At 63.7% G+C, this 20,586-nt stretch carries 24 protein-coding genes; 14 read left to right on the top strand and 10 right to left on the bottom strand.

The window, feature by feature from the left end; genetic code table 11:
* Positions 1-6 precede the first annotated feature (6 nt).
* From EP867_RS04100 to EP867_RS04120, 5 genes are all read left to right on the top strand, one after another.
* Positions 7-201: a cbb3-type cytochrome c oxidase subunit 3 gene (locus tag EP867_RS04100; RefSeq protein WP_128486930.1), complete on the top strand. Its 195-nt coding sequence runs from the start codon at positions 7-9 to the stop codon at positions 199-201.
* Between the two features lie 3 nt (positions 202-204).
* A complete protein-coding gene (gene ccoP / locus EP867_RS04105) occupies positions 205-1,077 on the top strand; it encodes a cytochrome-c oxidase, cbb3-type subunit III (protein WP_128486931.1) in 873 nt (290 codons plus the stop codon).
* Between the two features lie 166 nt (positions 1,078-1,243).
* Entirely contained in the window at positions 1,244-2,473 is a 1,230-nt protein-coding gene (dcm, locus tag EP867_RS04110) for a DNA (cytosine-5-)-methyltransferase (RefSeq protein ID WP_128486932.1), read from the top strand.
* Complete coding sequence (locus EP867_RS04115) at positions 2,466-2,927, top strand: very short patch repair endonuclease (protein ID WP_128486933.1); 462 nt, start codon at positions 2,466-2,468, stop codon at positions 2,925-2,927. The genes dcm and EP867_RS04115 overlap by 8 nt, the downstream gene beginning before the upstream one ends.
* The gene (locus EP867_RS04120) at positions 2,924-4,171 is read left to right on the top strand and encodes a type II restriction endonuclease (protein ID WP_128486934.1); all 1,248 of its coding nucleotides are present in this window, start codon (positions 2,924-2,926) and stop codon (positions 4,169-4,171) included. Before EP867_RS04115 ends, EP867_RS04120 begins: the two co-directional genes overlap by 4 nt.
* Here EP867_RS04120 and EP867_RS04125 read toward each other — a convergent pair.
* Entirely contained in the window at positions 4,150-5,286 is a 1,137-nt protein-coding gene (locus tag EP867_RS04125; protein WP_128486935.1) for an alpha-D-ribose 1-methylphosphonate 5-triphosphate diphosphatase, read from the bottom strand. The two genes, EP867_RS04120 and EP867_RS04125, sit on opposite strands and share 22 nt — an antisense overlap.
* Before the next feature lie 64 nt (positions 5,287-5,350).
* On the opposite strand from EP867_RS04125, the gene EP867_RS04130 reads away from it, so the two are divergent.
* Positions 5,351-6,046, top strand: a complete 696-nt coding sequence (locus tag EP867_RS04130) for a DUF1045 domain-containing protein (RefSeq protein ID WP_128486998.1) — start codon at positions 5,351-5,353, stop codon at positions 6,044-6,046.
* On the opposite strand, the gene phnN is transcribed toward EP867_RS04130, so the two are convergent.
* The 7 genes from phnN to phnG all read right to left on the bottom strand — a co-directional run bounded on the left by phnN (position 6,007) and on the right by phnG (position 11,041).
* Positions 6,007-6,540 (bottom strand): phosphonate metabolism protein/1,5-bisphosphokinase (PRPP-forming) PhnN, encoded by a 534-nt coding sequence (gene phnN, locus EP867_RS04135; protein ID WP_128486936.1) that lies wholly within the window; start codon positions 6,538-6,540, stop codon positions 6,007-6,009. The two genes, EP867_RS04130 and phnN, sit on opposite strands and share 40 nt — an antisense overlap.
* Entirely contained in the window at positions 6,540-7,220 is a 681-nt protein-coding gene (gene phnL / locus EP867_RS04140; RefSeq protein WP_128486937.1) for a phosphonate C-P lyase system protein PhnL, read from the bottom strand. The genes phnN and phnL overlap by 1 nt, the downstream gene beginning before the upstream one ends.
* Before the next feature lie 4 nt (positions 7,221-7,224).
* Positions 7,225-8,004, bottom strand: a complete 780-nt coding sequence (phnK, locus tag EP867_RS04145; RefSeq protein ID WP_128486938.1) for a phosphonate C-P lyase system protein PhnK — start codon at positions 8,002-8,004, stop codon at positions 7,225-7,227.
* Between the two features lie 2 nt (positions 8,005-8,006).
* The gene (locus EP867_RS04150) at positions 8,007-8,849 is read right to left on the bottom strand and encodes an alpha-D-ribose 1-methylphosphonate 5-phosphate C-P-lyase PhnJ (RefSeq protein WP_128486939.1); all 843 of its coding nucleotides are present in this window, start codon (positions 8,847-8,849) and stop codon (positions 8,007-8,009) included.
* A gap of 112 nt (positions 8,850-8,961) precedes the next feature.
* A complete protein-coding gene (locus tag EP867_RS04155; protein WP_128486940.1) occupies positions 8,962-10,047 on the bottom strand; it encodes a carbon-phosphorus lyase complex subunit PhnI in 1,086 nt (361 codons plus the stop codon).
* The gene (phnH, locus tag EP867_RS04160) at positions 10,047-10,610 is read right to left on the bottom strand and encodes a phosphonate C-P lyase system protein PhnH (RefSeq protein WP_128486941.1); all 564 of its coding nucleotides are present in this window, start codon (positions 10,608-10,610) and stop codon (positions 10,047-10,049) included. The genes EP867_RS04155 and phnH overlap by 1 nt, the downstream gene beginning before the upstream one ends.
* Entirely contained in the window at positions 10,610-11,041 is a 432-nt protein-coding gene (gene phnG / locus EP867_RS04165; RefSeq protein ID WP_128486942.1) for a phosphonate C-P lyase system protein PhnG, read from the bottom strand. The genes phnH and phnG overlap by 1 nt, the downstream gene beginning before the upstream one ends.
* A 103-nt stretch (positions 11,042-11,144) precedes the next feature.
* Here phnG and phnF point away from each other — a divergent pair, with 103 nt between their 5' ends.
* Complete coding sequence (phnF, locus tag EP867_RS04170; RefSeq protein ID WP_128486943.1) at positions 11,145-11,858, top strand: phosphonate metabolism transcriptional regulator PhnF; 714 nt, start codon at positions 11,145-11,147, stop codon at positions 11,856-11,858.
* A 29-nt stretch (positions 11,859-11,887) separates the two neighbouring features.
* Here the strand turns inward: phnF and EP867_RS04175 are convergent, their stop codons facing one another.
* Positions 11,888-13,222 carry an aspartate aminotransferase family protein gene (locus EP867_RS04175; protein ID WP_128486999.1) on the bottom strand — a complete coding sequence of 445 codons (1,335 nt, stop codon included), beginning with the start codon at positions 13,220-13,222 and terminating at the stop codon, positions 11,888-11,890.
* Positions 13,223-13,384: 162 nt separating this feature from the next.
* Between EP867_RS04175 and EP867_RS04180 the strand changes: the two genes are divergently transcribed.
* The 6 genes from EP867_RS04180 to EP867_RS04205 all read left to right on the top strand — a co-directional run bounded on the left by EP867_RS04180 (position 13,385) and on the right by EP867_RS04205 (position 18,934).
* On the top strand, positions 13,385-14,311 hold the full coding sequence (locus EP867_RS04180; protein WP_128486944.1) for a 3-hydroxyacyl-CoA dehydrogenase family protein: 927 nt from the start codon (positions 13,385-13,387) through the stop codon (positions 14,309-14,311).
* Between the two features lie 8 nt (positions 14,312-14,319).
* Positions 14,320-15,276 (top strand): LysR family transcriptional regulator, encoded by a 957-nt coding sequence (locus tag EP867_RS04185; protein ID WP_241656807.1) that lies wholly within the window; start codon positions 14,320-14,322, stop codon positions 15,274-15,276.
* A gap of 130 nt (positions 15,277-15,406) precedes the next feature.
* A complete protein-coding gene (locus EP867_RS04190) occupies positions 15,407-16,303 on the top strand; it encodes a metal ABC transporter substrate-binding protein (RefSeq protein ID WP_128487001.1) in 897 nt (298 codons plus the stop codon).
* A 41-nt stretch (positions 16,304-16,344) separates the two neighbouring features.
* Complete coding sequence (locus EP867_RS04195; RefSeq protein WP_128486945.1) at positions 16,345-17,244, top strand: manganese/iron ABC transporter ATP-binding protein; 900 nt, start codon at positions 16,345-16,347, stop codon at positions 17,242-17,244.
* On the top strand, positions 17,241-18,104 hold the full coding sequence (locus EP867_RS04200) for a metal ABC transporter permease (protein WP_128486946.1): 864 nt from the start codon (positions 17,241-17,243) through the stop codon (positions 18,102-18,104). Before EP867_RS04195 ends, EP867_RS04200 begins: the two co-directional genes overlap by 4 nt.
* Positions 18,101-18,934, top strand: a complete 834-nt coding sequence (locus tag EP867_RS04205) for a metal ABC transporter permease (protein ID WP_128486947.1) — start codon at positions 18,101-18,103, stop codon at positions 18,932-18,934. Before EP867_RS04200 ends, EP867_RS04205 begins: the two co-directional genes overlap by 4 nt.
* Here the strand turns inward: EP867_RS04205 and EP867_RS04210 are convergent.
* Positions 18,925-19,794: an SMP-30/gluconolactonase/LRE family protein gene (locus EP867_RS04210; RefSeq protein ID WP_206616305.1), complete on the bottom strand. Its 870-nt coding sequence runs from the start codon at positions 19,792-19,794 to the stop codon at positions 18,925-18,927. The genes EP867_RS04205 and EP867_RS04210 overlap by 10 nt on opposite strands.
* An 80-nt stretch (positions 19,795-19,874) precedes the next feature.
* Between EP867_RS04210 and EP867_RS04215 the strand changes: the two genes are divergently transcribed.
* The gene (locus EP867_RS04215) at positions 19,875-20,471 is read left to right on the top strand and encodes a TetR/AcrR family transcriptional regulator (RefSeq protein ID WP_164888756.1); all 597 of its coding nucleotides are present in this window, start codon (positions 19,875-19,877) and stop codon (positions 20,469-20,471) included.
* The last annotated feature ends 115 nt before the right edge of the window (positions 20,472-20,586 follow it).

Raw genomic sequence — 20,586 nt, forward strand, 5'->3', positions numbered from 1 at the left:
GCTGTGATGGAAACCTATGCGTTTCTGCGCAACTTCGCAGACAGCTGGCACCTGCTGTTTATGACGCTGTTCTTCATCGGCGTCTTTGTCTGGGTCCTGCGCCCGGGCAGCCGCAGCGTGCATGACGATGCCGCGCAGTCGATCTTCCGTAACGATGACACCCCGGGCAGCCTGCATGTCCGGCCCGCAAAGGAGGCGTGACAGATGAGCGCCCATCACGACAAAGAGCACAAGCCCGGCGAAGTGCCGACCACGGGCCATTCCTGGGATGGCATCGAGGAACTCGACAACCCGATGCCGCGCTGGTGGCTCTGGACCTGGTATGCCTCGATTTTCTGGGCGGTGCTTTATTCGATCGCCTATCCGGCATGGCCGCTGATCAACGGGGCAACCCAGGGCATCCTCGGCTACAACCGCGTGGCAGAGCTGCAGTCGAATATCGACAAATTCACGGAGCTGAACGCGCCGGTGCGCGAAAAGCTGGTGAAGGCTGAACTCAATGAGATCAGCGACGATGCAGAGCTGCAGTCCTTTGCCAAGCAGTCGGGTGCCGCGGTCTTCAAGACCTGGTGCGCGCAGTGCCACGGCTCGGGCGCGGGCGGGAACCCGGGTGGTTATCCGAACCTGCTCGACGACGACTGGCTCTGGGGCGGTTCGGTTGAGGATATCCACCTGACCGTCACCCACGGCATCCGCAATACGCAGAGCGAAGAAGCCCGCTTCTCGATGATGCCTGCCTTTGGCGAAATGCTGGAGAAAGAAGACATCGACGGCGTCGTGCACTATGTCCGCCAGATCTCGGGGCAGGAGCATGATGCAGCCCTTGCTTCGGCAGGTGAGACGGTCTTTGCCGACAACTGCTCGGGCTGCCATGCCGAAGACGGCACCGGTGACCGCAGCCAGGGTGCGCCGAACCTGACCGATGCGATCTGGCTCTATGGCGGTGACGTTGCTTCGCTGACCCATACCGTCACCTACGCCCGCGCAGGCGTGATGCCGGCCTGGAATGAGCGTCTGACGGAAGCCGACATCCGTTCGGTCGCGGTCTATATCCACAGCCTCGGCGGCGGCGAATAACCACAGTCAAAGCGTCCCTTGACGGAAGGCCCGGCACTGAAAAGTGCCGGGCCCTTTTTGTTCCCGAAACGGCGTCTTGCCTCTTGTGCCCTGGGGCAGCTTTTGGCAAAATGTCAGAAATATTCCCCCCGACAGACGGCCCGCCACGGGCGAAGGAGCCCGCGCGATGACCGAATTCGAGGACCTGCTGTTGAAAGCGGGCCTGTCCGTTCCCGATGCGGCAAAGCTTCTGGACTATTCGGAAGGGCATATCTACCGCTTCAAGAGTGGCAAAGAGCATCCGCGTGAAGGGGTGCTCGAGCTTTTGCGCATGAAGGTTGCGGCGCGCGCACCGGATGCGGGCGACTGCCCGGATTTCACCTTTATCGACCTCTTTGCCGGGATCGGCGGTCTGCGCCGGGCGATGGAATCGGCGGGCGGGCGCTGCGTTTTTACCTCGGAATGGGATAAATACGCCCAGCAGACCTATCTGGCGAATTACCCCGACAACCGCCCCGTGGCGGGCGACATCCGGCAGGTTGAGGCGAAGGATATTCCGCCCCATGACGTTCTGGTGGCGGGCTTTCCCTGCCAGCCCTTCTCGATTGCGGGGGTGTCGAAAAAGAACGCCCTTGGCCGCGCGCATGGCTTTGAAGATGAGACCCAGGGCACGCTCTTTTTTGATGTGCTGCGCATCCTCAAACATCACCGCCCGGCGGCCTTCATGCTGGAAAACGTCAAGAACCTGACCAGCCATGACAAGGGCCGCACCTTTGAGGTGATCCGGCGCAAGCTGACCGAGGATCTGGGCTATACGCTGCATTACCGCATCCTTGATGCCGGCCACTTCGTGCCGCAGCACCGGGAGCGCATCGTCCTTGTGGGTTTCCGCGACAAGGTGAAATTCACCTGGGATGATCTTTCCCTGCCGGCCTATGGCGGGCGGCGCATGAATGCGGTGCTGCATCCCGAAAACGGGACCGAGGCGCCGGAAGGCCATTTCACGCTCGGGCCGGATGCAGAGGTCAGTGAGAAATACACCCTGACCGACAAGCTCTGGGCCTATCTGCAAAGCTATGCCGCCAAGCATAAGGCCAAGGGCAATGGTTTCGGCTTTGGCCTTGTCAACGGGCAATCGATCGCCCGCACGCTTTCGGCGCGCTATTACAAGGACGGCTCTGAGATTTTGGTGGATCGCGGTCCGGGGCGGAACCCGCGCCGTCTGACCCCGCGGGAATGCGCCCGCCTGATGGGCTATGGCGACAATTTCCGTATCCCGGTCTCGGATACCCAGGCCTATAAGCAGTTTGGAAATTCGGTGGCCGTTCCGGTCTTTGCCGAAGTGGCCCGGATCATGCGGCCGCATATCCTTGAGATCATGGCAAAGCCTGCGCCCAAACGGAAGAAACGTGGCTGACGTTCATGACGCCCCGACCAGATCGCGCAATATGGCGGCGATCCGGGGCGCGGATACCGGCCCGGAACTGCGGATCCGCCGCGCGCTTCATGCGCGCGGTTTTCGCTATCGGCTGCATGTGAAGACGCTTCCGGGAAAGCCGGATCTGGTTTTTCCGGGTCTGGGGGCGGTGGTCTTTATTAACGGCTGTTTCTGGCATGGCCATGACTGCGCGCTTTTCAAATGGCCAAAGTCACGCGAGGACTTCTGGCGCGCGAAGATCAGCGGCAATATCGCGCGGGATGCCGCACAATTCACTGAGTTGCGTGCGCGGGGCTGGCGGGTTGCGCGGGTCTGGGACTGCGCTTTGCGCGGGCGTGAAAAGCGCCCCTTCGATGAGGTGATTTCGCAGCTCAGCCTTTGGCTGCGCAGCGACAGGCCTGAGACGGATCTGACGGGCAGGGGGGCGGAATGATCACGCGTGGCTCGCTTTCGAAGTATTTTATTGGCGCCGCAGCCAAGGGGCTGAAGGCGGTTGAGGTCGATCCCACCGCATCAAAGCAGCATGAATTTCAAAGTGTTGACGTCTTTCGCACCTATCTGGGCACCCCTGCTGATAAGGTTGTGATCCCGGTCACCTATCTGTGGATGGATGACGAGGATGAGGCCCCTTTGCGCATTGAGGCCAGCGGCACCTGGTACAACACCCGCAAGCGCACACCGCATCGCCCGCCCGAATACCGCCTCTATTATCCCCATGCGGCCAACCCGGTGGTCTATCGGGCACGGCCGGGTGATACGCTCTTTTTGTGTATGACCACGGCGGGGCGGCTGCTGGCGATCCTTTGCCCCAGCGGCAGCTCGATTGAGCAAAAGCTGCTGTGGCTGTTCGGTCTGGAGCTGAGCCTTGATTTTGCGCTGGTGCAGCGCGACCTGTCAGACGGCGGGCGCGGCATCGACTTCGCTGCGGGCTTCATTCTTGATGAGCTGGGGATCGAGCCGGAGATCCCTGAAACCGAGGCTTTTGAGCGTCTGGTAAAGAAATTCGGGCTGACCTTCCCGCGCACCGATGAATTCTCGGCCTTTGCGCGCAGCTGTCTGAAGCAGGTGGACCCGGTGAATGATCCCGACGGGGCGCTGCTGTCCTGGATGGAGCTGGATGAGGCGCTCTTCCGCAGACTGGAGCGTGAGGTGGTGGCCGAACGGCTGAAAAGCGGCTTCATGAAAGAGGGTGAGGCCGATGTGGAAGGGTTCCTGCGCTTCTCGCTTTCCGTTCAGAACCGCCGCAAATCCCGCGCGGGCTTCGCCTTTGCCCATCACATTGAGGAAATCCTCAAAGCCAATGGCATCCGTCACCGCCGTGAGGCGACGACGGAAAAGCGCGCCGCCGCTGACTTCCTGTTTCCGGGCGAGGCCGAATATGCCGATCCGCTCTATCCGGCAGAGAACCTGCGGATGCTGGCGGTGAAGACCACCTGCAAAGACCGCTGGCGTCAGGTTCTGGCCGAAGCGGACCGCATCACCGACAAGCATCTGCTGACGCTGGAGCCTGCGATTTCCCGGGCGCAGACGGCGGAGATGCAGGCGCATAACCTGCATCTGGTGCTGCCCAAAGCGCTTCACGCCACCTTTCACCCCGAACAACGCCCCTGGCTGATGACGTTCGGAGAATTCATCGCCTCGGTGAAAGCGGGGGCTCAGCCGACCCTTTTGCCCTGAACCCAGGTGCCCCGCAGGCCGCCGCTGCGCCCGATCCGGCGCACCCGCACCAGATCAGCGCGGGCGCCGATCTCAAGACGGCCCCGGTCGTGCAGGCCCGTGGCCTCTGCCGGGGCGCGGGTCACGGTGGCAATGCCCCGCGCCATATCCCCCCAGAGATCGCCTAAATGCAGCGCCGCCGTCAGCAGGGAGGAGGGCACATAATCCGACGACAGGATGTCGAGCAGATCGAGCCGCGCCAGTTCTTCCGCCGAGACATTGCCGGAATGCGATCCTCCGCGGATCACATTGGGCGCGCCCATCATCACCTGAACCCCCTCGGCGCGGCAGGCGCGGGCGGCTTCTACCGTGGTGGGAAATTCGGCGAAACTGACCCCGAGTGCTTTCGAGACGGCGACCTGTTCCGCCGTGGTGTCATCATGGCTCGCAAGCACCGCGCCATAGCGGCGGCCCTCGCTGACGGCGGCCTTTTCATGCAGATCGCCAAAACGCGCGCGCAGCGCCTGCTGGCCTGCCACATGGGCGGCGAAGTCCTCTTCCGACATGCCGCGCTTGCCCATCACATAGTCGCGCAGCTTGCTGATGTCGCGGAACTGCCGCTGACCGGGGGTGTGATCCATCAGGCTGACGATGCCGATCCGGTCCTCGGGGCCGAATTTCGCCATCTCTTCGACGAGTGTCTCTGAGCAGACCTCGGCGCGCAGATGCAGGAAATGGCTGACCCTGAGCGCGCCCTGGCGGCGCAGGTCCAGAATTTCGCTGGCCACCGCGCGGGCATATTCGGAATAGCCGGTCTTATTATTGCTCACGACCGAACCCACGCGCAGCGCGTCAAAGACCGTGGTGATCCCCACGCCCGCCAGTTCCGCATCATGGGCCAGGATCGCTGCCTGATGCGGCCAGTCCACCTTCGGGCGCGGCTGCAGGTGGCGCTCCAGATTGTCGGTGTGCAGTTCAATCAGGCCGGGCATCACCAGATCGCCCTCACAGTCTTCAGCCCCGAGCGGCACGGAACTGCCCTGGTCAATGGCGGCAATGCGGCCACCATCAAGGCGCAGACTGCCGCGCAGCGTCTCATCGGGCAGAACCAGGGTGGCATTTGCAAGAATGGTCATTATCAGTCTTTCTGTCTGGCAGTCAGGCACGGAGACGGAGCGGGAAATGCGTGGTGTTGAGGCAATGCAGGGGATGAAACGCTATGCGGTCTATTACGCCCCGCCGGCCGGAGAATTTGCAAGCCGCGCTGCCCGCTGGCTCGGGCGTGACGCAGAGGCAGGGGAGATGCTGCCGCATCCTGAGGCGGGTTTTGACGTCGCCGCACTGACCGCAGAGCCGCGCCGCTACGGGTTTCACGCCACGCTGAAGCCCCCCTTCCGCCTGGCGGAGGGCTGCGATATCGCCGGTCTTCACGCCGCCCTGCAGGATCTGGCAGCCGGTCTGGCGCCGGTGAGCCTCGACGGGCTGACCCCGGCGCGGATCGGTCGCTTTCTGGCGCTGATCCCCGAGGGGGAGACCGCCGCCCTGCAGGCTTTCGCGGCAGAGATCGTCACCCGGCTTGAGCCCTTCCGCGCGGCCCTGACCCCGGCTGAGGTGGCGCGCCGCCGCCCCGACACTCTGACCCCCAGGCAGCGGGAACTGCTGGCCCAGTATGGCTATCCCTATGTGCTGGAAGAATTCCGGTTTCACATGACGCTGACCGATGGCACCCCCGGGGCAGAGCAGGCCATGGGTTTTGTGCAGGACTGGTTTGCCCCCGTCCTGCCGCGCCCCTTTGAAATCACAGAGATCTGCCTCTTTGGTGAGCCGGCTGAAGGCCCGTTCCGACTTCTGCATCGCTACCCCCTCTCCGGCGCCAGCGCGGCCAGAAAGCGCTGAAGCCCGGCTTCGGGGGCTGCGTCATTCACCACGGTAACGGCGCGGATGCCCTCGGGCAGGGCAAAGGCGGCGCGCGCCACGCGGCGGGCCTGATCCTGCGCATCCTCGCGCCCGCGCCCGGCCAGCCGCGCGGCAAGGATCTCGGGCGGTGCGGTGACAAGGATCACCCGCAGCCCCGGCCAGAGCTTTGCGGCCTTCGGCAGCACGGCCCGTGAGGCATTGAAGAGAAGCGTTCCGCTCCCCGTCAGTTCCGCCTTCGGGATGGCATAGCGCAGCCCGTGGGCAGCCCAGGTCAGGGCGAAGTCTCCGGCCGCCTCGCGGCGGGAGAACTCTGCCTCGCTCACGCCTTCAAATTCTTCTCCGCCCGCAGAGGCGGGGCGGGTTATGACCCGCCGCACCGCGCGAATGCCGCGCCCCGTCCTGCAGGCCGCTTCCATCAGCGTGTCTTTTCCGGCCCCGGAAGGGCCGACCACGGCGACCAGATCGCTGCGCATCACGCAAGCCCCGGGGTGAAGCCGGTCACATCGACCAGCCGGTCGCAAACCCGCGCGCGGGCGGCTTCGTCGTGGAAGATGCCAAGGATGGCCGCGCCGCGGGCCTTCGCCTCTTCGATCAGTTGCAAAACCACCTCGCGGTTTGCGCCGTCGAGGCTGGCGGTCGGCTCATCGAGGAGCAGGACCGGATAGGCATGCACAAAGCCGCGGGCGATGTTGACCCGCTGCTGCTCGCCCCCCGAGAAGGTGGTGGGCGAGAGGGACCAGAGCCGCTCAGGGATGTTCAGCCGCGCCAGCAGCGCTGCCGCCCGCGCCTCAGCGGTCTCACGCTCCACCCCGAGCTGCAAAAGCGGCTCTGCCACCACGCCCAGGGTGGGCACGCGGGGGATCACCCGCAAAAACTGGCTGACATAGCCCAGATGCGCGCGGCGCAGCGCAAGAATCTCCCGCGCTGAGGCCCCGGTGACCGCATGGCCCGCCACCCGGATCTCGCCCGAGGCCGCAAGGTAATTGCCATGGATCAGCCGCATCAGGGTGGATTTGCCCGCCCCTGAAGGACCGGTCAGCCCGACACATTCGCCGCGTTCCACCTGCAGGTTTGCCCCGTCCATCACCGGGATCACCGCGCCGCCCTGATTGTGGAGGGTAAAGGTTTTGCAAAGCTCTCTGACAAGGATCATCGCATCACACCTGCAAAACCGATGAGACCAGAAGCTGCGTATAGCTGTGCTGCGGATCATCCAGCACCTGATCGGTCAGCCCTTCTTCCACAACGCGGCCGTCTTTCATCACCATCAGCCGGTCGGCCAGCAGACGCGCCACGGCGAGATCGTGGGTCACGATGATGACCGAAAGCCCCAGATCGCGGACCAGCCCGCGCAGCAGATCCAGCAGCCGCGCCTGAACCGAGACATCAAGGCCCCCGGTCGGCTCATCCATGAAGACCAGCTTCGGGCCGGTCACCAGATTGCGCGCGATCTGCAGCCGCTGCTGCATGCCGCCTGAAAAGGCTGAGGGGCGGTCGTCGATGCGGGCGGCGTCAATCTCCACCCGCGCCAGCCAGTCAAGGGCGGCGGCGCGGATCTCTCCGTAATGCCGCGCACCAAGCGCCATCAGCCGCTCGCCGATATTGGCCCCGGCGCTGACGCCCATGCGCAGCCCGTCGCGCGGGTTCTGATGCACATAGGCCCAGTCGCTGCGCATCAGCTTTCTGCGGCCGGTTTCCGGCAGCGCCAGCACGTCCTGCCCCTGCCAGAGGACCGAGCCCCGATCCGGGCGCTGATGCCCCGCAAGCGAGGTGAGAAGCGTTGATTTGCCGGAGCCGCTTTCGCCGACGATGCCCAGCACTTCGCCGCGATAAAGATCAAAGCTCACATCCCGGCAGCCGGTTCGGGGGCCGTAAAGTTTTGTCAGCCCCGAGACCTGCAGCAGCGGTGTTGCCGTTTGCGCGTGTAAGAGATCCATCCCTATGCCTCCGCCTCAGCCCTGGCCTGACGCGAGGCGCAGAAATCCGTGTCAGAGCAGCAGTAAAGCCGCGTGCCCCGGTCATCGGTGATGACCTCATCCAGATAGCTCTCCTGCGCGCCGCAAAGCGCACAGGTCTGATCGGCCCGACCGGGCTGAAAGGGGTGATCCTCAAAGTCGAGCGGCACCACCTTGGTATAGGGCGGCAGCGCATAGATGCGGCATTCGCGCCCGGCCCCGAAGAGCTGGATTGCCGGGTTGTCATTGAGCTTCGGATTGTCGAATTTCGGGATCGGCGACGGGTCCATGACATAGCGCCCCTCAACCTTCACCGGATAGGCATAGGCGGTGGCAATTTCGCCGTGCCGGGCGATGTCTTCGTAAAGCTTCACATGCATGAGGCCATAATCCTCCAGCTCATGCATGCGCCGGGTTTCGGTTTCCCGCGGCTCAAGGAAGCGCAAAGGCTCAGGGATCGGCACCTGATAGACGAGGATCTGCCCCTCGCGCAGCGGCGTCTCGGGGATGCGGTGGCGGGTCTGGATCACCGTGGCTTCTGTGGTGGCAGTGGTGGTGGCGACCCCGGCGGTGCGCTCAAAGAAGCGCCGGATGGAGATGGCATTGGTGGTGTCATCCGCGCCCTGGTCGATCACCTTCAGCCGGTCATCCGGCGTCAGACAGGCGGCGGTGACCTGCACCCCGCCGGTGCCCCAGCCATAGGGCATGGGCATCTCGCGCGACGCGAAGGGCACCTGATAGCCCGGAATGGCCAAGGCTTTCAGCAAAGCGCGGCGCAGCATGCGTTTGGTCTGCTCATCAAGATAGGCGAAGTTATAGCCGCTCATAACAGCCCCCTTCGGGTCAGGCTGTGGCGCAGATCCTCTGCGCCGGTGAAAGGGATGGGCTTAAGGCTGGCCGCCCGGGCCCCGGCCAGAGTGCCGATGTCAAAGACGATGCTCATTCTGCCCCCTCCGCCCCGGCTTCGGCGGTGGCACGCAGGCGGCGGATCAGCTCCAGTTCGGCCTGAAAATCGACGTAATGCGGCAGTTTGATATGCTCGAGGAAGCCTGTGGCCTGCACATTGTCGCAATGGCTGAGGACGAATTCTTCGTCCTGGGCCGGGGCGCCGGTGAAGTCTTCGCCAAGCTCTCTCCAGCGCAGGGCGCGATCGACCAGCGACATGGAGATCGCCTTGCGCTCAGACTGACCGGGGACCAGACCATAGCCACGTGTGAACTGCGCAGGCTCGGTCTTTGAGCCTTTGAACTGGTTGACGCTTTCGCATTCGCTCAGCTCAATCTCACCGATCTCAATGGCGAAGCCGAGTTCGGGGATCTCAGCCTCAACGGTGACCATGCCGATGCGCAGCTCTCCGACAAAGGCATGGGTGCGGCCATAGCCGCGCTGGGTGGAATAGGCGAGCGAGAGAAGAAACCCCTCATCCGCCCGCGCGAGCGCCTGAAGGCGCAGCGCCCGGTTCGCGGGCAGCTGCAGCGGGCTTCGGGTCAGATCGGGGGCCGGGGCCTCTGAGGCCGGTTCCTGCTCAATCAGACCGTCGAGACCCAGAAGCGCCGTGACATGGGGCATGGGCTCCGTCGGGGGGGCGGCCTGTGGGGCGCGCTTTGGCGGCAGGCCCTCGGCGGCAAGGGCGAAGTCCAGCAGGCGGTGGGTATAATCGAAGGTGGGCCCCAGGATCTGCCCGCCCGGCAGATCTTTGAAGGTGGCTGAGATGCGCCGCGAGACCGCCATCTCAGAGGTCTTCACCGGGCGTGAGGTGCCAAAACGCGGCAGGGTGGTGCGATAGGCGCGGATCAGGAAGATCGCCTCAACCAGATCGCCGCGCGCCTGTTTCAGCGCCAGAGCCGCGAGGTCGGGATCATAAAGCGAGCCCTCGGCCATGACGCGGTTCACCGCCAGGCGCAGCTGCTCGCGGATCTGCGCAAGGCTGAGTTCCGCGACGGCCGGATCCCCCCGGCGCTCTTCGGCAAGCCAGGCATGGGCGGCATCAATCGCCCGCTCGCCCCCTTTGACGGCCACATACATCAGAGCGCCTCCGTGCGGGTGCTGCGCGGCAGGGCGGCAAGCTGCGCCCCGGCGGTGAAGATCACATCAAAGCCCAGCGGAAAGCGGGCGTGATTGGCCTGAAAGGCCGCCGCTTCGGGCAGGTTCAGATGGGCTTCTCCCGGAATGCCCGGACCGCTGAGGCGGCAGCCCCGGGGTGCCAGTGTCTCGCGTTCCACAATCAGCGTGGCGGAACGGTCGGGATAGGCAGGCTCTCCCGCGCGAAAGCGGGTGACGGGCTGCAGATCCGCCCAGGTGCCAAGGGCGAAGGCGGCCTCTTCGGCAGGGGCAAAGGGTGCGCCGCAGTGAAAGGAGATCCAGGCGCGTATCTCAGGGCTGTCGCAATGCCCGGCCAGAAACACCGGGGTCTCATGATCGGCCAGGGTAGCCAGGACAATGCCCGCCGCCACCGAAAGCGGTGCCGGAGGGGTCACCCCCGTGACATCAAAGATCCGTCCGGGCCGCGCCACAGCCTCAAGGATCGCACGGAAACTCTGGGCGGCTTCGGTAGCCGGATCGGCAAAACCGCCGCTTAAAACCGTCATCAGTCCTCTCCGCGCATCAGGGTGAAAAATTCGACCTTTGTCGCGGCGGCTTTCGCCGCGCGGGCGGTTTTGCGCGCCTCAGCCTCAGCCCGCAAAGGGGCAAGCACCCTCGCCTCAAGCCCGGGGGCGGCGTCGGTCTGCAGCAAAGCATCAAGGGCCGCGACACGCAGCGCCTGATCGCGGCTGCGGCCCTGCACCAGGGCATGACCCACCGTGCCGCAATCGAGCGCCAGAGAGGCGCGGGTGACCACCATCTCTGTCAGCGAAAAGGGCGCGCCCGTGCCGCCGGTGCGGCCCTGGACCATCACAGAGCCGATCTCCGGCGCGCGAAGAATGCGGTGCGGCGGCAATTCAGGAAACAGCGCCTCAAGCCGATCGGGCTGGGATTTGGCAAGCAGCGAGAGCCAGCTTTGCCGTGCAGTCGGGGGCATGGAAACCTCAACATCCTCGGGAGGTTGTCGGTGTAGACAACTAGACAAATGCTAGGAGGCCTGCCACAGTCGGGCAAGTGAAACTTTTGTGTCAGAGGGACGGATGGCACGGCAGATCCTGTGGCGCTCAATCGCCGAGACGCTGTCCGGTGAAATCGCGGCCGGGCAATATCGCCCCGGTGACCGCCTGCCGACTGAGGCTGACCTCGCGGCGCGGTTTGGCGTCAACCGCCACACGGTGCGCCAGGCGCTGGCGGATCTGGTTGGAAAGGGTCTGGTGCGCACCCGGCGGGGGGCGGGGGCCTTTGTGGCCTCTAAGCCCACGGATTACCCGCTGAGCCTGCGGACCCGATTTCATCAGAATGTGCTGGCCTCCGGCCGCAGCCCCGCGCGTCGCTTCACGCGGCTGGAAACCCGCGCGGCGGATCTGCGCGAGGCTGAGGCGCTGGGGCTGATCCCCGGTGCGCAGGTCCATGTGGCCGAAGGGGTTTCGCTGATCGACGGGCAGCCCGTGGCAGTCTTTCGCTCGGTCTTTCCGGCGGAGCGGCTGCCGGGGCTTTGCGCCGAGATCACGGCCTGTCAGTCGGTGACGATGGCGCTTTCGGCCTGCGGGGTTGCCGATTACACCCGCCACTCGACCCGCATCACGGCGCGGATTGCCGAAGGGACCCTGGCGCTGGCGCTGCAGCTGCGGGAGGGGGCGGCGATCCTGCGGTCGGATGCGGTGAATGTGGATGCGGCGGGGCAGCCGGTGGAATTTGGCCGCACCTGGTTTGCCGGAGACCGCATCACCCTGACGCTCTCGCCCGAAAGCTGAGGGCCGCCCCGAAGGGCGGCCCTCAGAGATTACATTTTCGCCAGTGCACGCTCAAAGGCGTCGAAAAGCTCATCAATCTGGCCTTCGGTGATCACCAGCGGCGGGCAGAGCGCCAGAGTGTCGCCGATGGCGCGCGAGATCAGCCCCTCTTCCTGCAGGAGGCCCACAAGTTTCGCGCCGCGTGCGCCCACCGCGCCTTCCTGGGGCTTCAGCTCAAGGCAGCCGATCAGACCGACCGAGCGGGCGTCAAAGGCCAGCTCGTGCTGCCCAAGCTTTGCCAGACGGGCAGCGAATTTCGGGGCCAGCGCCCGGACATTGCCGACGAGGTCTTTCTCTTCGATGATCTTCAGGTTCTCGAGCGCCACGGCGGCGGCGACGGGGTGACCTGCGGCGGTGAATCCGTGACCAAAGGTGCCGATCTTTTGCGACTCATCCGCCAGCGGCTGATAGACCCGGTCGTTTACCAGAATGGCCGACATCGGCATATAAGACGAGGTCAGCTGTTTCGAGCAGACGAGAATATCCGGCTCCATCCCATAGGTGGTTGAGCCGAACATATTGCCGGTGCGCCCGAAGCCGCAGATCACCTCATCCGCGATCAGCAGGATGTCGTATTTCTTCAGCACGGCCTGAATGGCGGCCCAATAGCCTTCCGGCGGAATGATCACGCCACCGGCCCCCATCACCGGCTCACCGATGAAGGCGGCGACGGTTTCGGGGCCCTCTGCGAGGATCAGATCTTCGAGTTCCTTGGCCAAGCGGGCCACGAATTCTGCCTCAGACTCGCCCTCATTTGCGAAGGCTTTGTAATGCGGGCAGAGGGTGTGTTTCACCATCGGCAGCGGCAGATCAAACGAGCGGTGGTTGTTCGGCAGGCCCGTCAGGCTGGCCGATGCGATGGTCACACCGTGATAGCCCTTGATGCGGGCGATGATCTTTTTCTTCTCCGGCTGGCCCAGAGCGTTCGAGCGGTACCAGATCATCTTCATGGCCGTGTCATTGGCCTCAGAGCCCGAATTGGTGAAATGCACTTTCGACATTTTCACCGGGGCCAGCTCCAGCAGCTTTTCGGCCAGGAGGGTGGCGGGCTCATGCCCTTTCTGGGTGAAGGTGTGGTAATAGGGCAGCTTCGCCATCTGCTTTGCTGCCGCATCGACCAGACGCGGCTCATTAAAGCCCACGGCCACCGACCAAAGACCCGCCATGCCCTCGATATAGCGTTTGCCGTTGGTGTCGAAGACATAGATCCCCTCACCGCGGTCGATCATCAGCGAGCCCTCAGCCTCGGCTTTGCGCTGGTTGGTATAGGGATGCAGATGGGCGGCAATATCGCGGGCTTCGAGCGAATTGGGGCGCGGGGACAGGTCAGACACGGTTATTACCTCAGATCAGATTGCGGCAGGGACAGGCAGCCCCTGCAGGGCTGCGGTGATTTGACGCGATCCTTTGCCATGCGTCCAGAGGAAAGGCTGGTTTTGCCGCTTTCGCCGTCCTAGCCTTAAGGCGGAGACCGAGGGGGGAAGAGGATGGAATTTCACCGCATTGCCGTGCTGGGGGCCGGGGTGATCGGGGCAAGCTGGACGGCGCTTTTTGCGGCCTCCGGCCGGGAGGTGGTAGTGGCCGATCCGGGGGAGGGGGCGGAAGAAAAGCTTTACGGCTTTGTCGAAGCGGCCGCCTCGACCCTGCAGGCGCTGGGCTGGGAGAGGGCCGGGGATACGGGCCGGATCCGCTTTGTCACAAAGGCCGCTGAGGCCGCTGAAGGTGCTGACTTCATTCAGGAAAATGCGCCTGAGCGGCTGGAGGTGAAGCACAGACTTTTCGCAGAGATTTCGCCCGTGCTGAAGAAAGAGGCGATCCTTGCCTCGTCGTCGTCGGGGCTGAAACTCTCGGACATGGCGAAGGGTCTTCCGGATGCAGGCGGTCTGATCCTGGCGCATCCCTTCAATCCGCCGCATCTGATACCGCTGGTGGAACTGCTGGGCACGCAGGCGACCCGTGCAGGGGTGCTGGATCGGGCGGAGGCCTTTTACACCTCACTTGGCAAAACCTGTGTGCGGCTGAACCGCGAGGTGACGGGCCATATCGCGAACCGCCTGCAGGCGGCGGTCTTCCGCGAGGCGGTGCATCTGGCGCTGAGCGGCGTTGCGGATTTCGCGGAGATTGAGAAGGCCATGACCGCCGGGCCGGGGCTGCGCTGGTCGGTCATGGGGCCTTCGACGCTTTTTCACCTGGGCGGCGGTGCGGCGGGGATGGAGGGGTTTTTGAAGCATCTGGGCGATCCGATGCAAAGCTGGTGGGAGGATCTGGGCCGCCCGGATCTGACGCCGGAGGTGCGGGCTCAGATTGCAAAGGGGGTCAGCGCGATGCTTGCAGGACAGTCCCTCACAGACCTCGCCGCAGAGCGTGATGCGGCGATTCTGGCGGCGCTGACGGGCGGGCGCTTGCCGCGGTAAAGGCTTTCGTGGCAAAGCACGCGCAGAAAATCCTGCCGGGGGTCACCATGCGCCGCAGCCTGCTGCCCGATCTCTCCGCCCTTCAGACCTTTGAATGCGCTGCACGGCATGAGAATTTCTCTCGTGCCGCCGAAGAGCTGAACCTGACGCAAAGTGCCGTCAGCCGTCAGATCCGCGATTTCGAGGATCGCATCGGCCACCGTCTCTTTGAGCGCGTGCGCCAGCGCGTGGTGTTGAGCGAGGCGGGTGAGCGGCTGCTGCCCCAGGTGCGCCGTCTTTTGCGCAATGCGGAAGATATGATGACCGGGGCGCTGTCGCTCTCGCCGGAGCAGCAGTTGCTGCGGGTGGGGGTGCTTCCGACTTTTGGCGCGCGCTGGCTGGTGCCGCGGCTGGCGGATTTCACCGCCACGCATCCCGGACTTTCCCTGGCGCTGGAGACCCGCGACGGTCCGTTTAACTTTGCGGAAACTTCGCTGGATCTGGCGATCCACTATGGCCAGGGCATCTGGCCCGACGCGGTCGCGACCTATCTGTGCAATGAGGCCGTGGTGCCGGTCGTCTCGCGCGATTTCGCGGCGCGCCACCGCTTTGAAGAGCCTCAGGACCTGACCGGGCTGCCGCTTTTGCACATGTCGGGGCGGCCCTCGCTCTGGCCGGACTGGTTTGCTGCGCGGGGTCTGCCTGATCAATCGGCCTGGGCAGGGATGCGCTTTGATCAGTTCGCGCTGATCATCTCGGCGGTCAGTGCGGGGCTCGGCGTGGCGCTTCTTCCGTCCTATCTCATTGAACGCGAGATTGCGGCCGGGGATCTGGTGGCCCTGGAAGTGGCCCCGACCGTGACCGAGAACAGCTACTACGTGGTGATTCCCGAGGGGCGTCAGACCAATCCGGCTGCTCTGGCGCTGCAATCCTGGCTTCTGTCACAGGTGCGCCCGCAATCCCGCAGAGAATTGCTGAAAATTTAGGCAACCTGGCCTGCGCCGCCTTTCCTTCCTCACATCTTTGCGCGTGATGGTGCGGGGGCGATCTCTGCGCGTTGACTTTTGAGAATGATTTGCATTTGCATATCATCAGGGAAACGGAGAACTATAAATGATGCTGAAAACCTGTGTGCTGGCCGGAGCTTTGACCCTTGCCGCCGTGCTGCCGGGCGCTGCCCAGGCAGAAAAGATGAAGGTCGTCACGACGTTCACGGTGATCGCGGATATGGCGCGTCAGGTCGCGGGGGATGCGGCTGAGGTGGTTTCCGTCACCCGCCCGGGTGCTGAAATCCATGGCTATGAGCCGACGCCGCGCGATATTGTGGGGGCGCATGGGGCCGATCTGATCCTGTGGAATGGTATGGGGCTGGAGCTTTGGTTTGAGCAGTTCCTGCGCAATCTGGGCGATGTGCCTTCGGTCACCGTCAGCGAAGGGATTGAGCCGATCGCCATTTCTTCGGGTTCCTATAGCGGCAAGCCCAATCCCCATGCCTGGATGGGTCTTGAGAACGCTTTGATCTATATAGATAATATCGAACGCGCCTTCTCGGAGAAGGACCCGGCGAATGCAGCGACCTATCAAAGCAATGCTGCCGCTTACAAAGAGCAGCTGAAAGAGGCCATCGGCCCGCTGCGTGAGCGCATCGCTGCGCTGCCCGAAGAGCGGCGCTGGCTCGTCAGCTGTGAAGGGGCTTTCAGCTATCTGGCCCGCGACTTCGGTCTGAAAGAGCTTTATCTCTGGCCGATCAATGCCGATCAGACCGGCACGCCGCAGCAGGTGAAGGCGGTGATTGACGGAGTGCGCGCCAACAATATCCCGGCGGTCTTTTGTGAAAGCACCGTAAGCTCTGCCCCGGCCGAGCAGGTGGCCCGGGAAACCGGCGCGGTTTACGGGGGCGCGCTTTACGTCGACAGCATTTCCGAAGCAGACGGCCCGGTGCCGGGCTATCTGGATCTTTTGCAGGTCACCGCACGGACCATTGCAGATGGTCTGGCACCTGCCGCAGAGTAAGCAGAACCGGATGTCCGGCTGAGCCAGCGAATGAAAAGACCATGAGACAGACGACAGCCGCCCAGAGCGACGATCCATCAGACGGCAGTGGCATTCTCGCGGAAGGGGTGACAGTTACCTATCGCAACGGGCTGACGGCCCTGCGCAATGCGAGTTTCCGCATCCCCAAAGGCACGGTCACCGCGCTGGTGGGGGTGAACGGGGCCGGGAAATCGACGCTCTTTAAGTCGATCATGGGCTTTGTTCCGCTGGCGAAGGGAGAGATCCGCCTGCTTGGCCTGACGGTGCGGGAGGCTTTGCGCAAAAACCTTGTCGCCTATGTCCCCCAGTCTGAGGAGGTCGACTGGACCTTCCCGGTGCTGGTTGAAGATGTGGTGATGATGGGCCGCTATGGGCACATGGGCTTTTTGCGCCGACCCAAAGCCGCCGACCATGAGGCGGTGACCGCGGCGCTCGCGCGGGTCAATATGCTCGACTATCGCCACCGCCAGATCGGTGAGCTGTCGGGCGGGCAGAAGAAGCGGGTCTTTCTGGCCCGGGCGCTGGCGCAGAACGGCCAGGTGATCCTGCTTGATGAGCCGTTCACCGGCGTTGATGTCGGCACCGAAGAGCAGATCATCCGGCTTTTGCGCGAATTGCGCGACGAGGGGCGGGTGATGCTGGTCTCGACCCATAATCTCGGCTCGGTGCCCGAATTTTGCGACCGTGTGGTTCTGGTCAAGGGGACGGTGCTGGCCTATGGCCCGACTGCCACGACCTTTACCCATGACAATCTGGAAACCGCTTTTGGCGGTGTGCTGCGCCGCATGACGCTGAGCGGGGCGGATCTTCATGATGACGATGACCCGCGCCATGTCTCGATCCTTTCCGATGATGAGCGTCCGCTGGTGCAATATGGCCATCAGACCCGCACGACGGGGCAGAGCGGGGAGGCGCCATGAGCCTGCTGCTCGAGCCATTCACCTATGGCTATATGCTGAACGCAATGTGGGTTTCGGCGCTCGTCGGCGGCGTTTGTGCCTTTCTCTCGGCCTATCTGATGCTCAAGGGCTGGTCGCTGATCGGTGATGCGCTGTCGCATTCGGTCGTTCCGGGGGTAGCGGGGGCCTATATGTTGGGCCTGCCTTTCGCGCTGGGGGCCTTTCTCTCGGGCGGGCTGGCGGCGCTGGCGATGCTGGTGCTTTCAGACCGCAGCGGGCTGAAGTCGGATGTGATCATCGGGCTGATCTTCAGCGCCTTCTTCGGGCTGGGGCTTTTCATGATCTCGGTCTCGCCGGTCTCTGTTTCGGTGCAGACGATCACCATGGGCAATATCCTGGCGATCAGCCCGGGCGACACGCTGCAGCTGGTGATCATCGCCGGGGTCTCGCTGCTGATCCTGGCGCTGAAGTGGAAAGACCTGATGGTGGTCTTTTTTGATGAAAGCCATGCGCGCTCGATCGGGCTGCGGCCGGGGCTGATGAAGGGGATCTTCTTCACGCTGCTTTCAGCCTGTGTGGTGGCGGCGATGCAGACGGTCGGGGCCTTTCTGGTCATTGCCCTGGTCGTCACGCCGGGGGCGACGGCTTACCTTCTGACCGACCGCTTCTCGCAGCTGATTCTTCTGTCAGTCGCCATCGGCACGCTGAGCTGCTTTATCGGGGCTTACTTAAGTTACTTTCTGAACGGGGCGACGGGCGGGATTATCGTCTGCCTGCAAACGCTTGTCTTCCTGACCGCCTTCTTCTTTGCGCCCAAACACGGACATCTGGCGCTGAAACGCAAAGCGGCTGAGGCCCTGCGGGCGGAGGCGGGCGTATGATTGAGACGCTGAGCTTTCCCTTCGTTTTCCCCTTCATGCAGAACGCTTTTTACGTGGCGCTGATCCTGAGCGTGCCTGCGGGGCTGTTGTCGTGTTTCCTCGTGCTGAAGGGCTGGGCGCTGATGGGGGATGCGGTCTCTCATGCGGTGCTGCCGGGCATCGTTCTGGCCTGGGTGGCGGGGGTGCCGCTGATCCTTGGGGCTTTTCTGGCGGGGATGCTGACCACGCTCTCGACCGGATGGCTGGCGGGCAACAGCCGGGTGCGGCAGGATACCGTGATGGGGGTGGTCTTTTCGGGCATGTTCGGCGCCGGGATCGTGCTGCATACGGCCATCGGCTCGGGGCTGCATCTCGATCACATCCTCTTTGGCAATATCCTTGGCATCGGGCCGGAAGATCTGCGCACCTCAGCGCTGATCGCGCTGCCGGTGGGGATTTTTCTGGTGCTGAAGTGGAAGGACCTGATGTTGCAGGCCTTTGATACGGTGCAGGCGAAAGCATCAGGGCTGAACACAGGGCTTTTGCACTATGGGCTTCTGACCGCGCTGTCGCTGATGGTGGTGGCCACACTGTCGGCCACCGGGCTGATCCTGGCGGTAGGGCTGCTGATCGCACCCGGGGCGATTGCTTTTCTGCTGGTGCGCAGCTTCGGGAAGATGCTGGTGGTGGCCTCCGCCGCCTCGCTTTTGTCGATGTGCGGCGGGATCTACCTCAGCTTCTTCCTCGATTCGGCCCCGGGGGCGACGATCATTCTGGTGCTGACCGCGCTGTTTCTGCTGGCCTTCGCCTGGCGGCGGCTGCAGATCGCGCGGGTGACGGCTCAGCCCTGATACCAGTCCATCGGCACGCCGCGACGGCCATGGCCGGTGATTTTCAGCACGGCCCCGTCGAGAGGGCCGTCTGCCTTCAGCCGCCCGCTGTCGGAAATGGTGGTGAGGTAAATCTCGCTCAGATCCGGCCCGCCAAAGCAGAGGGCGGCGGCATGTTTCACCGGCACATCAATGCGCTGCGTCACCTGACCCTGCGGATCGAGCCGCACGATCGCCGATCCGGTGACCAGCGCGGTCCAGAAGCCGCCTTCATCATCCAGACAGCAGCCGTCGGGCGGTGAATTGAGGGCTGTGAAATCGGCATAAAGCTGTGCCGGGCCAAGGGTGCCATCGGGCAGAAACTCATAGCTGTCGGCGCGGCGTGCGGTGCTGTCACAGATGGTGAAAAGCCCGCTCGCCGGATGGATCAGCGGCCCGTTGGCCACCCCGAGAGCCGGGCCAATGCGGGTGAAACGGTGATCCGTCCCAAGCCGATAGAGACCGCCGAGCGGCGCCTCGCCCGGCTCGCGCAGCGTATGCATGGTGCCAAGAATGAAACTGCCATCCGGCATGGCTGCGCCGTCATTGAGCCGCATATTGGGGTGATGCACCTCAAGGCGGCCCACCACATGGCGGCTGCCATCGGGATCGATCAGAATCACCTCATCGCGCAGAGCGACGACCAGACCGCCGCCCTGGCGCAGCGCGAAAGACCCGGCCGGAGCGGGCACTTCGGCCTGCAGGCTTGCCTCACCCTGCGAATCAAGGGTGACAATCAGCCCTTTGCGGCAGTCCATCAGCCACAGCTTTTCCCCGTCCCAGAGCGGGCATTCGCCCAGGTCGGTGTGAAAACGCCCGAAGCGCTCAATTTTCAGCGGCACGACGGTCCCCTCCGGCAGTTGTTCAAACCCTGAGCCTCCCTTAAAGCAGCGAAGGAGGAGCCGCCAGCATGAGGGGGAAAATGCGGGAACCAGCTGCAGACAAGGTCACAGCCATTCTTGAGACCGCCGCAGAGCTTTTCGCCTCAAAAGGCTATGAAGCCACGTCGATGCGCGACATCGCCCAGGGGGCTGGCGTCTCTAAGTCCTTACTTTACCACCATTTTACCGACAAATATCAGATCTTCACCCGAATCACCTCGCAATCCGGTCTCGGGCTGAATGAGGCGGTCGCCAGAGCGATTCCGAAAGAGGCCAGTGCCTCGGAGCAGCTTGAGATTTTCATGCGGACAACGGCGGATTTCTTTGAGGAGAACCGTCTGTCCTGGATCTCGGCCTCGCAGGAGTTCTGGACCTCGAATGAGGCGCAGATGTCTTTGCAGATGAAGCTGCGCCGCGATTCGTTTGAGACGATGTTGCGGCGGATCCTTGAAGAGGGGGTGAAGCGCGGCGAGTTTCAGATCAGCGATGTGCGCCTTGCAGGGCGGATGATTCTGTCATCGCTGAACTGGATGTATCGCTGGTATAATCCGGCAGGCAGCCGCGCTGCGCGCGATATTGCGGGGGAATATTACCGCATGATCGCCTTTGGCATCACGCCGCGCGGGGAGCAGGGCTGAGCCGGGAAGGGCCGGGAGACGCTGTCGGGCGCTTTACGTGGGGGTACGGCGCTTTCGGGCAACCCCGGGGAGGGCTGCCTGCCCTCCCCGGACCCCGCCCGGGAGTATTTTTAAA

Origin of the sequence: Falsigemmobacter intermedius, assembly GCF_004054105.1 — a bacterium.
GTDB classification, from domain to species: Bacteria; Pseudomonadota; Alphaproteobacteria; order Rhodobacterales; family Rhodobacteraceae; genus Wagnerdoeblera; species Wagnerdoeblera intermedia.